The organism is Saccharopolyspora rosea, from assembly GCF_025643595.1.
GTDB classification, from domain to species: Bacteria; Actinomycetota; Actinomycetes; order Mycobacteriales; family Pseudonocardiaceae; genus Saccharopolyspora; species Saccharopolyspora rosea.
Genome location: NZ_CP102826.1, coordinates 2,951,305 through 2,964,154, shown reverse-complemented (window position 1 = coordinate 2,964,154; position 12,850 = coordinate 2,951,305). Strand labels below are relative to the sequence as shown.

Genomic DNA, 12,850 nt, shown 5'->3' with positions numbered 1-12,850 from the left:
GTCCGGCCATTGTTCCCGCCGGTCGCCGGTGACCGCAATGCCCGGTGGCGACTCGCGTCCGGAGTGATCGCCGTCACCGCGTTGCGCTGTCACGTCCGCGTGCGCGGCCCCGTCATCACTGCGACACGGCTTCGGCGCGTCGGAAGGAGACCGAGATGCACGCGCACGTGGTGGTCCTGGGAGCCGGTTACGCCGGGCTCCCCGCGGCACGGCTGATCGCCGAGCGTTCCGGGGCGCGGACGACGCTGGTGAACGCGAGCGCGCTGTTCGTCGAGCGGGTCCGGTTGCACCAGGTCGCCGCCGGGCAGCGGATCCGCCAGCGCACGCTGGCCGAGCTGCTCGCCGGATCCGGCGTCGAGTCGGTGGTGGACCGGGCGACCGCGATCGACACCGGACGTCACGAGGTGGCGCTGGCCGGCGGCGGGCGCCTCGGTTACGACGTGCTCGTCTGCGCGCTCGGCAGCGTGTCCGTTGTGGACACCGTGCCCGGTGCCGCGGAACACGCCCGCCCGCTCGCGGGGGCGGAGGATTCCGCGCTGCTGCGGGGAGAACTGGCCGAGGCGAGCAGCGTTGCGGTGGTCGGCGGTGGGCTCACCGGCATCGAGGCGGCCGCGGAGCTGGCCGAATCGCGCCCCGGGCTGGCGGTCCGCCTGCTGACCGCCGGTGAGCTCGGCGCGGCGCTGTCCGAGCGCGGGCGCAGGCACCTGCGGCGCGTTTTCGGCCGGCTGGGCGTGGACATCCGGGAGCACGCACCGGTGGCCGAGGTCCGAGCGGACGGTGCGGTGCTGCGCAGCGGGGAGCACGTGCCCGCGGACGTCGTCGTGTGGGCCGCCGGTTTCCGGGCACCGGACCTGGCGCGCGACGCCGGCATCGCGGTGGACGGCCGCGGCCGGATCCTCGTCGACGAAGCGCTCCGCTCGGTGTCGCACCCGGACGTGTACGCCGTCGGCGACGCGGCTGCCGCGCGCTGCCGGGACGGTCGGGAACTGCGGATGGCCTGCGCCACCGGGCTGCCGTCGGCGCGGCAGGTCGCCCGCGCCGTGGGTGACCGGCTCGCCGGGCGCGAGCCCGGGCCGCTGCGGTTCCGCTACGTCAACCAGTGCATCAGCCTGGGCCGGCACGACGCGCTGGTGCAGTACGTCCGCCGCGACGACACTCCCGTGGAGCTGGTCCTCACCGGCAGGATCGCGGCGCTGTACAAGGAAACGATCGTGCGCGGCGCACTGGCGGCCCAACGCCGTCCGGCGTTGTTGCGCCTCACCCCGGCGGCCCGTCGCGTCGGCGCGGGGCCCGGACCTGAACCTCCGCCGGTTCCGGCCTCGGCCGACCCGCCGGGCCGCCGAGGTGCGACCGCGCAGACCGGTTCTCGGTTGCCGGAACAGCGCGGCCCGCGGTCACGTCGTCAGCAGCGTTTTGCCGACCACGGAGCGGGATTCCATCGCGGCGTGGGCCTGCGCTGCCCGGTCGAGCGGGAAGGTCTGGCCGATCAGCGGCCGCAACGCTCCCGCCGCGACCGCGGCCAGCACCCGTTCGGCGCGCTTCTCGACACCATGCTGCAGGCCGTACAGCTGGCTCAGCGGCAGCACCTCGACCCCGCGCCGCCGCGCCTCGGCCGGGTCGACCTCGGTGGCCGTCCCGCTGGACGCGCCGTGCACCGAGAAGCGCCCGCCGCGCGCGGTCACCTCGAACGCAGCGCGGCCGATCTCGCCGCCGACACCGTCGAAGACCAGGTCCGGACCGCCTCCGATGATCGCGCGCACCTTCTCCGCCCAGTCCGGCTCGGTGTAGTCGACGACCTGCTCGGCGCCCAGCTCGGCGACCTGCGCGAGTTTGCGCTCGCCGCGCGCGGCGCCGATGACCCGGGCTCCGGCCGAGCTCGCCAGCTGCACCAGGACGCTGCCCACACCACCTCCGGCGGCCTCGACCAGCACCCATTCGCCCGGGGCGACCGGGGCGTTGTCGACCAGCCCGAGGGCCGTGCTCCCGTCGTCGAGCAGGGCCGCCGCCTCGCGCAGCCCCACCCCGGCGGGCACCGGCACGAGCGCCGCCTCGTCGGCCACCGCGCGTTCGGCGTGGCCTCCGTAGCCATCGCTGGTCCGGGTGACGACGTGGCGGCCGAGCCAGCCGGGGTCGACGCCCTCCCCGACCGAGACGACCTCGCCCGCGACCGTTCCGCCCGGGACGTACGGCGGCTCCGGCAACGGCGGACCGGGCGTGAACCCGCGCCGCAACTGGGTCTGCACGAAGTCGGTCGCCGCGACGGCGACACCGACCACCACCTGCCCGGGACCGGCGACCGGTTCCGGCAACTGCTCGGCGACCAGCACTTCCGGACCGCCGAACCGGTTCACCCGCACTGCCAACATGACGACTCCCTTCCGTCCGCGGACAGCCTGCGACCTGAAGTCCACTCGAAGTCAAGGGTGCGTGTGGTCGCGTCGACGCGGCGGCGTGCGCCCCGGCGGGCGTGGCACGGCATCGGCCGCCGGTTCGGCCATCGGGTTCCGTGCCGCACCCGTCGAGGAAGTCGAGCAGCACAGCGGCGTCCGCGCGGCCCGGTCGCGGGCGCGCATCACTCCCGGAAGGGCTCGACGCGGCCGAACCCGCAAGGACATGCCGCATCCCGGCCCGGCAACGGAAAACCCCCGCAGCACCGGCTTCCCGGCACCGTGCTGCGCACCGCCCCGGTGACTCCCGCACGCGCGCACGACCGGGATTCCCGCTCCGCCGAAGTGAGCACAGGCGTATGCTCACCGCGTGAGCGCGGCGACCGGCGGAACCTCGACGGCGGGGACCTGACCGCGACTGCCCGGTCGTTCGCGCCCCGGGAAACCCGAGGAGTCGCGGATGCGGTTGCTGATCCTCTCCGACACGCACCTCCCCCAGCGCGCCAAGCGCCTCCCGGACCAGGTGTGGCGGGAGGTCGACGCGGCCGACGTGGTGATCCACGCCGGTGACTGGGTCGACGTCGCGCTGCTGGACGAGCTGGAGTCCCGCAGCGCGCGGCTGATCGGGGTGCACGGCAACAACGACGGCGAACAGCTGCGACGGCGGCTGCCGGTGGTGCACCGCGCCGAGCTCGGCGGGCTGCGCTTCGCGGTGGTGCACGAGACGGGGGCGGCGCGAGGGCGCGAAGCCCGCTGCGACAAGCGGTTCCCGGACACCGACGTGCTCGTGTTCGGGCACAGCCACATCCCGTGGGATTCGGTGACACCGCGCGGGATGCGGCTGCTCAACCCCGGCTCCCCCACCGACCGGCGCCGCCAGCCGCACCACACCTACCTCACCGCCGAGGTCGTCGACGGCCGCCTCGACGAGGTCGTGCTGCACCGCGTGCGGAACTGATCGGTCCACAGCGGACTACGAGCACCGATCTCGGCAAGCGGCGCCAGCCTTTCTCTCCGTCGATGAGCGGTCTCGCAACCGGCGCAGAAGGAGTCCGGGAACAGGCAACACCTCATCGCACGTTGCGGCGCAGCCGGACCCGGTAGGAGTAGTGCTCGGGCAGGAAGTGGCTGACGGCCAGTTCCACGGGCTGGCCGGTGGTGGACTGGTACATCCGGTCGATGCGCAGCAGCGGGCGGTCCGGTTCGCAGCCCAGGTGCTCGGCGACGTCCGCGGTGGCGAGTCCGACGGTGATGCTCTGCTCGGCCTCGGCGATCGGGTCCGGCAGTCGCGAGTCGAGCAGCCCGATGATGGTGACCCGGCTGCGCGCGCCGACCTCGGTCAGCTCGGGCACCGACTCGACGAGCCTGCCCACCACCGGCGGCAGGTACACCGTGGTCAGGCAGAACGGGACGTCGTCGTGCACCCGCAGGAAGGCCAGCACGTGCACCCGGTCGGACTGCAGCCGCAGCCGCCCGGCCGCGTCCACGTCGACCCTCGGGTGCAACGGGGTGACCAGTTGCATCGACGTGTCCAGGGACAGTCCCATGAGGTCGTCGACGGACCCGAACTGGCGCAGGTACTGCTCCTCGCGCGGTGCGGCGAACGTGCCGCGCCCGGGGATCCGGTACACCATGCCTTCGGCCACGAGGTCCTGGAAGGCGCGGCGCACGGTCTGCCTGCTGACCCGGTGGGCGGCGGCGAGCTCGGCCTCGGTGGGCAACCGTTCGCCCTCCGGGTACTCGTGCTGCAGGATCGCCGTGCGCAGCTCCTGGGCGAGCCGCTGGTAGGCGCTGTCGCGTCCGGCGCCACCGGTCTGCTGTGCCACGTCACCACCTCGCTGGTCCTGACACGACGTTAGCCGACGGCGGCCGGTGCACCGGTCAGGCGTCGAGTCCGCCGCGGGCGACGAGTTGGGCGGCGATGACGTTGCGCTGGATCTCGTTGGTGCCCTCGCCGACGATCATCAGCGGCGCGTCGCGGAAGTAGCGCTCCACGTCGAACTCCGTGGAGTAGCCGTAGCCGCCGTGGATGCGCACCGCGTCCAGCGCGATCTCCATGGCCGCCTCGGAGGCGAACAGCTTGGCCATCCCGGCTTCCATGTCCACCCGGCGGTCCGCGTCGAACTCGCGGGCGGCGTGCAGGGTCAGCTGGCGTGCCGCGGTGAGCTTGGTGGCCATGTCGGCCAGGTGGTTGCCGACGGCCTGGTGCTTCCAGATCGGCTTGCCGAAGCTCTCCCGCTCCTGCGCGTAGCGCAACGCGTCCTCCAACGCTGCCCGGCCCACGCCCAGCGCGCGGGAAGCGACCTGGATGCGGCCGGTTTCCAGGCCCTTCATCATCTGCGCGAACCCCTTCCCCTCCGCTCCGCCGAGCACCGCGTCGGCGGGGGCGCGGTGGTCCACGAAGGACAGTTCGCAGCTCTCCACGCCCTTGTAGCCGAGCTTGGGCAGGTCGCGGGAGACGGTCAGGCCGGGCCCGTGCTCGACGAGCAGGATGGAGATCCCCTTGTGCGCCGGCCGGGCGTCCGGGTCGGTCTTGCACAGCAGGGCGATGAGCTGGGAACGCCGCGAGTTGGTGATCCACGTCTTGGTGCCGTTGACGACGTAGCCCTCGTCGTCGCGCCGGGCGGTGGTGGTCATGGCCTGCAGGTCGGACCCGCCGCCGGGCTCGGTCAGCGCCATGGTCGCGCGGACCTCGCCGGTGGCCATCCGCGGCAGGTAGCGGCGTTTCTGCTCCTCGGTGCCGAACCGCAGCAGCAGCTTGGCGACCACGGTGTGACCACCCATCGCCCCGGCCAGGCTCATCCAGCCGCGCGCCAGCTCCTCGGTGATGAGCACGTAGCACGGCGTGGACACCGCGTTGCCGCCGTAGGACTCGGGGATCGCCAGGCCGAACACGCCCATCCGCTTCATCTGCTCGATGAGCGCCTCCGGGTAGGTGTTGGCGTGCTCCAGCTCGCGCACCACCGGTTTGACCTCGGTGTCGACGAAGTCGCGCACCGTCTCGACGGCCAGCCGCTCGTCCTCGTCGAGGATGTCCACCGTGCTCACTTCGGTCTCCCGTTCTCAGCCGTCGATGTTCCCGTCGCGGGGGAACGTCGCCTCCAGCAGTTCCCGCACCCGCGTCCAGTCGGCGTCGGCCAGCAGTCCGGGCACGTCGTCGCCGCAGGCCGCGAGCTTGTCGTCGAGCTCCGCACCGGTCGGCGGGCGCGTCGGCGCGCCCGGTGGCTGCGCCAGCCGCACCCGCAGCCGCGGGCCGTCGTGCTCGACCTCGATGTCCACTTCGCCGGTGAGCAGGCCGTCCTCGCCGGGGGTGAGCGACAGCTCGACGCGCCGCAACAGCCGTTGGGCCGAATCGCGGGTGACCGCGTCGTCGGTGAACGCCGCGAAGTCCGGATAGGGATCCAGCAGGGCTGTCGCGACCGCGTAGGGCAGGCTGAACTTGCCCTCCAGTCCGGTGCGCGGCCGGTCGTGCAGCAGCGGTGTCACGGTCGCCTCGGGCGTGCGCACCCGCACGGCGCGCACCTGCCCGCGCACCTCGTCGCGGACCTCGCGGAGCGCGGCGATGGGCCGCTGCATCGCGTAGCAGCACGGGTAGACCTTGATCGCGAGACCGCCCGGGACGGCCGGCCCGGACAGCTCGGGAGCACCGCTGCCGCCGACCAGCTCCAGCCAGGTGTCCACAGCGGACGGATCGGCGGTCGCGCCGGCCGCGGCCAGCCGCGCGGCGCGCACCCCGGCCTGCGCGGCGAATCCGACCTGCAGGGACTTGCCGTGCGTGCCGAAGGCGTTCTGCACACCTGAAGCGGCCGGCACGGCCAGCGCCATCGCTCTCGCCAGCTCCGGTGCGGACAGGCCGAGCGCGGTTCCGGCGGCGACCGCGGCCGCCGGAGCTCCGGCGGTGCACGTCGCGTGCCACCCGGCGGCGTAGTGCGGCCAGCCGAGAGCGCTGCCCAGCCGGGCCATCACCCCCGCGCCCGCCAGGTACGCCCGGGCGTCACCGCCGGTGGCGAGCACCGCCGGGACGATCACGACGCTGATGTGCGTGGTCGACTCGACGTGCAGGTCGTCGAAGTCGAGGACGTGCCCCAGGGCCGCCCAGCGCGCGGCGTCGGGCAGCCCGGCGACGAGCCGGTTCAGCGGGTGGCCGCGGGCGGCGAGCGCGACCGCCGCGGTGTCGACCAGCGAACGCCGGGCCAACGCCAGGTCGTCGGGGGTCGGATCGAGGTCGGCGGCCCACTGCGCCAGGGACTCCGCGGTGGGTGCCATGCGGTCTCCCTTCCGGCGCGCGCCGTCACATCGGGGCTGCTCCGATTATTTGTACGGCCAAATCTCCGCGCGGTCAACGCCCAGCGCGACTCCGGCGAAAAAGCTGATGTCACGCCGGAACCACGCGCCGCGGTTGACATCGCTCGGAGCCGCGACGGACACTGCTCGCGCACTTTGTACGGCCCTATGCGGCGGGTCGTGGTGCCCGAAGGAGGACCGGTGTCCGGACTGGAAGCGCACCTGCGGGGATGGAGCCCCGAAGCCCTGTCCGAATCCGACGCGATGGCGCCGGAGCAGGCGCACGCCCTGGCCCGCGTCCTGGACGTCCCCGAGGAGTTCCCCGACGACGCGCTGCCACCGCTGTGGCACTGGGTGTACTTCCTGGACTGGCCCCGGCACGACACCCTGGGCGCCGACGGGCACCCGACGCACGGGCACTTCCTGCCGCCGATCCCGGACCGCAGGCGGATGTTCGCCGGTGGACGCCTGGCGGTCGAGCGGCCGCTGCGGCTCGGCGTTCCCGCGCGGCGCACGACGAGCCTGGCGAACGTGGCCGTCAAGCAGGGCCGTTCCGGGGAGATGGCGTTCGTGACGGTGCGCGGCGAATACCACCAGGACGGCGAGGTCGCCTTCGTCGAGGAGCAGGACTACGTCTACCGCAGCGGGGAGAGCGCGGCGAAGGACCCGAACGCCCAGCGACCGGACCGCACGCCGGGCTCCGAGGCCCCGTGGCAGCGCGAGTTCACCGGCGATCCGGTGCGGCTGTTCCGGTTCAGCGCGCTGACGGCCAACGCGCACCGCATCCACTACGACGCCCCGTACGCCCGCGAGGTGGAGGCGTACCCGGGACTGGTCGTGCACGGACCGATCCTGGCGCTGCTGATGACCGAACTGGCCCGCGAGCGTTCCGGACGCGAGCTGTCCGGCGTCGAGTACCGGCTGCGGCGCCCGGTGTTCGCCGGGGACCCGGTGCTGACCACCGGCGGCCCGGACGGCGAGATGCGGGTGCTGACCGCGCCGGACACCGTGATGGCGCAGGCCGCGGTGCGCTTCCGCTGACCGAGCGGTCCTCAGGAACCCGGCGCCGCCGGGACACTCTCCTGTCCACTGAGGACGAACTCGGGGCGCTCGGTGGCGGGCAGCTGGGCGGGGTCCGACTCCCCGGCGAGTTCGGCGGCCAGCAGCTCGGCGGCGTCCGATCCGGCGTGGCCGTTGCTCTCGATCTGTTCGGGCATGCCGGCCATGATGCCGCAGCCGCGGCCGAGCGGCGTGCGCGACACCCCCCGGGTGACAATGCGGGCATGTGCCGCAGCATCAGGACGCTCCGCCCGCCCTACGCCGAACACGTCGACGACGCCGACATCCGCGCGGCCGCGTTGCAGTACGTGCGCAAGGTGTCCGGTTTCCGGACACCCGCCGCGCACAACGCGGCCGCCTTCGACCACGCCGTGGACGCCGTCGCGGAGGCCACCGCAGAGCTGCTGGACTCCCTGCAGGTGCGCGGCGGCACCCCACGCGGCTGACCTCAGCCGGTCTTCGCCGCGGCTGCGGTAGTCTGCACCGCGAACTTCTCACCTTCCTGACGGCCCCGGGCCCCGTCGAAAGGCCCCGGGGAGCTTTCGGCGGGGAGGTCCTGCGAGCCTGGCGAACGGGACGCGGCAGGAGACGGGTTGATCGATTGCTCCGACCTGCCCGTCGCGCTCGGCGCAACCAGCCTCAGCTTGGTTTTTAACCTCTACCGCTGGTAGCAGGGGCCCGGTTGATCATGAAAGCAGCCCTTGGTTGATCATTCCTCTTGCCACAGACAGAAGATCAACCCAAGGGCTGCGATGGTCAGTGTGCATGATCCCGATCGCGAAGCTGCGCTCGGGGAGTTGGTCAGGTTCCGCCAGGAGTTCTATGCGTGTCTGACCGCGCGGGCGGATGCGTTGTTCGAGCTGGCCGAGGCGGTGTTGTGCACCGATGGCCCGGTGCGGTCGTTGGTGGGGTTGTCGCTGGCGCCGGAGCACCGGCGCGGGCACGGCGCGTTGTATGACGCGATGAACTGCGGCCGGATCGACATCGAGCGGTTGCGGACGACACTGGCGGGTCTGCCGCTGCCCCGAGCGGCCGACGGGCGGCTGGTGCTGGCGGTGGATGTGTCCCCCTGGGTGCGGCCCGATGCCAATACCTCCCCGGACCGCTCGTTCTGTCACACCTACGGTCGCGGCAGAGACCAGCATCTGATGATCCCCGGCTGGCCGTACTCGATCGTCGCCGCGCTGGAGGCCGGCCGCACGTCGTGGACCGCGCTGCTGGACGCCATCCGGCTGCAGCCGGGCTGCGATGTCGCGGCGGTGACCACGGTGCAGATCCGCCAGGTCGTCGAGCGGCTCATCGCAGCCGGCCACTGGCAGCCCGGCGATCCGGAGATTCTGGTGGTGCTGGATGCGGGGTATGACGCCCCGCGCGTCGCCCACCTGCTGGGTGGGCTGCCGGTGCAGATTCTCGGCCGGATGCGTTCAGACCGCGTCCTGCGCAGGCCCGCTCCGGCCCGAATGCCCGGCGCGCGCGGTCGGCCTGCCCGACACGGCGGCGAATTCATCTTCCGTGACCCGGCTTCCTGGGGCGACGAACACGTCATCACCCGCACCCCCACCCGGCTCTACGGCACCGCCACCGCACAAGCCTGGAACCGACTCCATCCCCGCCTGACCAGCCGCGCCGCCTGGACCGGACACCAGGGTCCACTGCCGATCATCGAAGGCACCCTCATCAGGCTCACCGTCGATCGCCTTCCCAGTGGCGGCCAAGCCAAACCGGTGTGGCTGTGGTGCTCCGCAATCGACCTGGACGCCGCCGACATCGATCGCTGCTGGCAGGCATTCCTGCGCCGCTTCGACATCGAACACACCTTCCGCCTGTTCAAACAGACCCTCGGCTGGACCGTCCCGAAACTGCGGGACCCCGAAGCCGCCGACCGCTGGACTTGGCTGATCATCACCGCCCACACCCAGCTTCGCCTCGCCCGGCCACTGACCGCCGACCTGCGGCGCCCCTGGGAGAAACCAGCCCCACCCGAGCGGCTCACGCCCGCCCGCATCCGGCGGGGTTTTCGGAACCTGCGCACGAAGACCCCCTCGCCAGCGGGCGCACCGAAACCCACCCGGCCCGGCCCGGGACGACCACCCGGCTCAACAAACCACCGCCGCGCCCCACGCCATAACGTCGGACGCATCCTCACCACCGGCGAGGCCTACCAACGCCCCACCCACCACAACAAGGGCACCAAACCCAGACGACAAGGTTAAAAACCAAGCTCAGAGCCTGTCTTTGAACTCGTTTTGAGTGGCGGTGCCGGGAGCGGAACCTCAGCGGTGCCGGTTGCGAGACCACTCACCGAAAGAGAAAGCGGCTCACGCCGCTTACCACTCCCCCTCGGAACCAAGTTCAAAGACAGGCACTCAGCTTGTTCTTTAACCTGTGCGGCGGGGGCGTTTGGTGCCTGTTTTTGGTCGTTTTGTCTTGTGTGTGGTGGCGGTGTGCACGTTGTGGCGGGGCGTGGGGTGGCGGTTGGTTCGGCCCGCGGGGCGTCCTGGTCCTGGTCGGGAGGGTTTTGGTACTCGGGCGGGGGTGCCGGTGTGTTTGCGGAGGTGCCGAAATCCTCGGCGGACGCGGGCCGGGGTGAGCCGGTCGGGTTCGGCGGGTTTTTCCCAGGGACGGCGCAGGTCGGCGGCCAGTGAGCGGGCCAGTCGTAGTTGGGTGTAGCCGGCGAGGATGAGCCATGTCCAGCGGTCGGCGGCTTCCGGGGTGCGGAGTTTCGGGCATGTCCACCCGAGTGTTTGCTTGAGCAGGCGGAAGGTGTGCTCGATGTCGAATCGCCTCAGGAACGCATGCCATAGGTGGTCCACATCGGACCCGGAAAGATCCACTGAGGAACACCAGAGCCATACGGGTGTGGGAATCGCCCCGGACGGTAGTCGATCGACCTCCAGTCGGATCACGGTGCCCTCGATGATCGGTAACCGGCCTGCCTGCGCGGCCCAGGCACTGCGGTGGGTCAATCGTGGGTGCAGCCGGTTCCATGACCGCGCGGTGGCCGGTCCATAGAGGCGGGTGTCGGTGCTGGTGGTGACGTCCGGATCACCCCAGGTGGCCGGGTCACCGAAGACGAACTCGCCGCCATGGCGTGGTGGGCGGCCGTATGCGCCGGGGGTTCGAGGCGGGGCCGCTCGGCGCAGGACCCGGTCCGAACGCATCCGACCCAGCACCACGACCGGCAGGTCGGCCAGCAGAAACGCAAGCCGGGGCGCGTCATACCCGGCGTCGGTCACCACCAGGATGTCGGGATCATCCGGCGTCTGTTGCCCGGCGGCGATCAGGTCGGTGACGACCTGGCGCAGCTGGGTCGCGGTGACCTCGGCGGCCTCGTCGCAGGGGGCCAGCCGCACGGCATCCAGCGGCGCGGTCCAGGAATGACGGCCGGTCTCCAGCGCGCAGATCACCGAATACGGCCACCCGGGAATCATGATGTGCTGACCCTTGCCGCGCCCGTAGGTATGGCACATGATCCGCTGCGGCGAGGTCGGCGCGTCCGGGCGCAGCCAGCTGGTGATATCCACCGCCAGCACCAACCGGCCATCGGCCGCCCGCGGCAGAGGTAACCCGGCCAGGGCACGCCGGAGCCTGCTCACCTCCACCCGCCCCCGATTCAGGGCGGCATACAGACCACCGTGCCCCCGTCGATGCTCACTGGCCAGCGATAACTCCACCAGCGACCGCACCGGCCCATCCGCGCACAGCACCGCATCGGTCAACTCGAACAACCCATCCGCCCGGCTGGACAAGCACCGATGAAACTCGTTCCGGAACCCCGACAACCGCCCGAGCGCCGCAGCCATCTCGGGATCATGCACACTCACCACTGAAGCCCTTGGAATGATCACCGTTCTGTAGCAAGACGCATGATCAACCAAGGGCTTCATCCATGACCAACCGGGTCCACCACCAACCCCCGACGTTAAAGAACAAGCTCAGGAATCCGACACCGCGATGTCGGACGGGTGCTGGGCCAGCGGGCTGACCTCGATGGTCATGTACGGGAACAGCGGCAGGTTCCAGAGGATCTCGTGCAGGCGGTCGTTGCTCGCCACGTCGAAGATGCTCAGGTTCGAGTACTGGCCGGCGCAGCGCCAGATGTGCCGCCACTCCCCCGCCTTCTGCAGCTCCTGCGAGTACGCCTTCTCGCGGGCGAGCGTGTCGGCGCGCAGCTGCGCGTCCATGTCGGTCGGCAGGGCGACGTCCATCTTCACCGCGAACAGCACGGGGTTCTCCTCCTCGTCTGGTGGACCGGTCACTCGGGGTCGAGCACGAAGTCGTAGGTGACCTGCTCGCCGCGGCCGTCGGCGGCCGGGCCGGGGCGCAGCACCAGCTCCGGTTTGACGGCCTGGGCGATGTCGTCCTCGACGTGCTCACCGCCCTCGAAGTACAGCTGCGCGGTCAGCAGTTGGTGGCCGGGCGCGGAGACCTTGACGTGGATGTGCGCCGGGCGCCACGCGTGCCAGCCGGCCGCGGCGATGAGCTTGCCGCACGCGCCGTCCTTGGGGATCTCGTACGGCGCGGGCCGGATCGTGTCGATCCCGAACCGGCCTTCGGCGTCGCAGACCACCGTGCCGCGCAGGTTCCACTCGGGCAGCCCGGGCGCGTACTGCGAGTAGTAGCCGAGGTCGTCGGCGTGCCAGATCTCCACGGTGGCACCGGCCAGCGGCTGCCCGGCGACGCTGCGCACCTGGCCCTGGAACAGCAGCGGGGTGCCCGGCTCGTCGTCGCGCATCGGCAGCGTCGCGCGCGCGGGCAGGCGCGGTGCGCCGGGCACGTAGTACGGGCCCTCGATGGTCCCCTTGTTGCCCTTGCGGTCGGCGTTGGCGACCTCTTCGACGACGTGCTCGATCCACACGTCGAGGAACAGCGGCCACTCGCCGTCCTGGCCGACCTGGATCAGCCACGCCTTGAGCGCGTCGTACTCGGCGTAGGTCACCTGGTGGCGGCGGATGACGTCGTGCACCGCCTCGATCACCTCGGTGGCCAGGGTGCTCACCCGCTCCTCGCTGGTGTTCGCCGCGGTGGCCTTCTCCTGGAACCGCCGGGTGGCGGCCGATCCCGAGGCGGCGGCGGTGGCGTCCTGCTCGGTGAGTTGCCGGGTCATGGTTCCTCCAACG

12 protein-coding genes and 1 pseudogene are annotated in these 12,850 nt (G+C 71.7%); 5 read left to right on the top strand and 8 right to left on the bottom strand.

Annotation, left to right across the window (positions count from 1 at the left end):
- Positions 1-155 precede the first annotated feature (155 nt).
- A pseudogene (locus NV263_RS13760) lies at positions 156-923 on the top strand (NAD(P)/FAD-dependent oxidoreductase); the annotation flags it as partial.
- Positions 924-1,394: 471 nt separating this feature from the next.
- Here NV263_RS13760 and NV263_RS13755 read toward each other — a convergent pair.
- Complete coding sequence (locus tag NV263_RS13755) at positions 1,395-2,366, bottom strand: zinc-binding dehydrogenase (RefSeq protein ID WP_263253559.1); 972 nt, start codon at positions 2,364-2,366, stop codon at positions 1,395-1,397.
- 481 nt (positions 2,367-2,847) lie between these two features.
- On the opposite strand from NV263_RS13755, the gene NV263_RS13750 reads away from it, so the two are divergent.
- Positions 2,848-3,345: a metallophosphoesterase family protein gene (locus NV263_RS13750; RefSeq protein ID WP_263253557.1), complete on the top strand. Its 498-nt coding sequence runs from the start codon at positions 2,848-2,850 to the stop codon at positions 3,343-3,345.
- Positions 3,346-3,457: 112 nt separating this feature from the next.
- Here NV263_RS13750 and NV263_RS13745 read toward each other — a convergent pair whose 3' ends face one another.
- From NV263_RS13745 to NV263_RS13735, 3 genes are read right to left on the bottom strand one after another with little or no spacing between them, the layout of a single operon-like run.
- Positions 3,458-4,213: a GntR family transcriptional regulator gene (locus NV263_RS13745; protein WP_263253554.1), complete on the bottom strand. Its 756-nt coding sequence runs from the start codon at positions 4,211-4,213 to the stop codon at positions 3,458-3,460.
- A 55-nt stretch (positions 4,214-4,268) separates the two neighbouring features.
- Complete coding sequence (locus tag NV263_RS13740; RefSeq protein WP_380759620.1) at positions 4,269-5,435, bottom strand: acyl-CoA dehydrogenase family protein; 1,167 nt, start codon at positions 5,433-5,435, stop codon at positions 4,269-4,271.
- Positions 5,436-5,450: 15 nt separating this feature from the next.
- Positions 5,451-6,653, bottom strand: a complete 1,203-nt coding sequence (locus NV263_RS13735; protein ID WP_263253553.1) for an MmgE/PrpD family protein — start codon at positions 6,651-6,653, stop codon at positions 5,451-5,453.
- Positions 6,654-6,872: 219 nt separating this feature from the next.
- Between NV263_RS13735 and NV263_RS13730 the strand changes: the two genes are divergently transcribed.
- Positions 6,873-7,712, top strand: coding sequence for an FAS1-like dehydratase domain-containing protein (locus NV263_RS13730; RefSeq protein WP_263253551.1), 840 nt, complete (start codon positions 6,873-6,875; stop codon positions 7,710-7,712).
- 11 nt (positions 7,713-7,723) lie between these two features.
- Here the strand turns inward: NV263_RS13730 and NV263_RS13725 are convergent, their stop codons facing one another.
- Positions 7,724-7,888, bottom strand: a complete 165-nt coding sequence (locus NV263_RS13725; RefSeq protein WP_263253549.1) for a hypothetical protein — start codon at positions 7,886-7,888, stop codon at positions 7,724-7,726.
- Positions 7,889-7,954: 66 nt separating this feature from the next.
- Here NV263_RS13725 and NV263_RS13720 point away from each other — a divergent pair, with 66 nt between their 5' ends.
- The gene (locus tag NV263_RS13720; protein WP_263253548.1) at positions 7,955-8,176 is read left to right on the top strand and encodes a DUF2277 domain-containing protein; all 222 of its coding nucleotides are present in this window, start codon (positions 7,955-7,957) and stop codon (positions 8,174-8,176) included.
- Positions 8,177-8,482: 306 nt separating this feature from the next.
- Positions 8,483-9,943: an NF041680 family putative transposase gene (locus NV263_RS13715; RefSeq protein ID WP_263253546.1), complete on the top strand. Its 1,461-nt coding sequence runs from the start codon at positions 8,483-8,485 to the stop codon at positions 9,941-9,943.
- A 165-nt stretch (positions 9,944-10,108) separates the two neighbouring features.
- Here NV263_RS13715 and NV263_RS13710 read toward each other — a convergent pair whose 3' ends face one another.
- From NV263_RS13710 to catA, 3 genes are all read right to left on the bottom strand, one after another.
- Complete coding sequence (locus NV263_RS13710) at positions 10,109-11,533, bottom strand: NF041680 family putative transposase (protein ID WP_263253545.1); 1,425 nt, start codon at positions 11,531-11,533, stop codon at positions 10,109-10,111.
- Between the two features lie 132 nt (positions 11,534-11,665).
- A complete protein-coding gene (gene catC, locus NV263_RS13705; RefSeq protein ID WP_263253543.1) occupies positions 11,666-11,956 on the bottom strand; it encodes a muconolactone Delta-isomerase in 291 nt (96 codons plus the stop codon).
- Between the two features lie 29 nt (positions 11,957-11,985).
- Positions 11,986-12,837, bottom strand: coding sequence for a catechol 1,2-dioxygenase (gene catA / locus NV263_RS13700; protein WP_263253541.1), 852 nt, complete (start codon positions 12,835-12,837; stop codon positions 11,986-11,988).
- Positions 12,838-12,850 lie beyond the last annotated feature (13 nt).

Excerpts from the sequence above, each read along its gene's own strand:
- NV263_RS13755 (WP_263253559.1), bottom strand. The coding sequence starts at position 2,366 with ATGTTGGCAGTGCGGGTGAACCGGTTCGGCGGTCCGGAAGTGCTGGTC.
- NV263_RS13750 (WP_263253557.1), top strand. The coding sequence starts at position 2,848 with ATGCGGTTGCTGATCCTCTCCGACACGCACCTCCCCCAGCGCGCCAAG.
- NV263_RS13735 (WP_263253553.1), bottom strand. The coding sequence starts at position 6,653 with ATGGCACCCACCGCGGAGTCCCTGGCGCAGTGGGCCGCCGACCTCGAT.
- NV263_RS13725 (WP_263253549.1), bottom strand. The coding sequence starts at position 7,888 with ATGCCCGAACAGATCGAGAGCAACGGCCACGCCGGATCGGACGCCGCC.
- NV263_RS13720 (WP_263253548.1), top strand. The coding sequence starts at position 7,955 with ATGTGCCGCAGCATCAGGACGCTCCGCCCGCCCTACGCCGAACACGTC.
- NV263_RS13715 (WP_263253546.1), top strand. The coding sequence starts at position 8,483 with ATGGTCAGTGTGCATGATCCCGATCGCGAAGCTGCGCTCGGGGAGTTG.
- NV263_RS13710 (WP_263253545.1), bottom strand. The coding sequence starts at position 11,533 with ATGGCTGCGGCGCTCGGGCGGTTGTCGGGGTTCCGGAACGAGTTTCAT.
- catA (WP_263253541.1), bottom strand. The coding sequence starts at position 12,837 with ATGACCCGGCAACTCACCGAGCAGGACGCCACCGCCGCCGCCTCGGGA.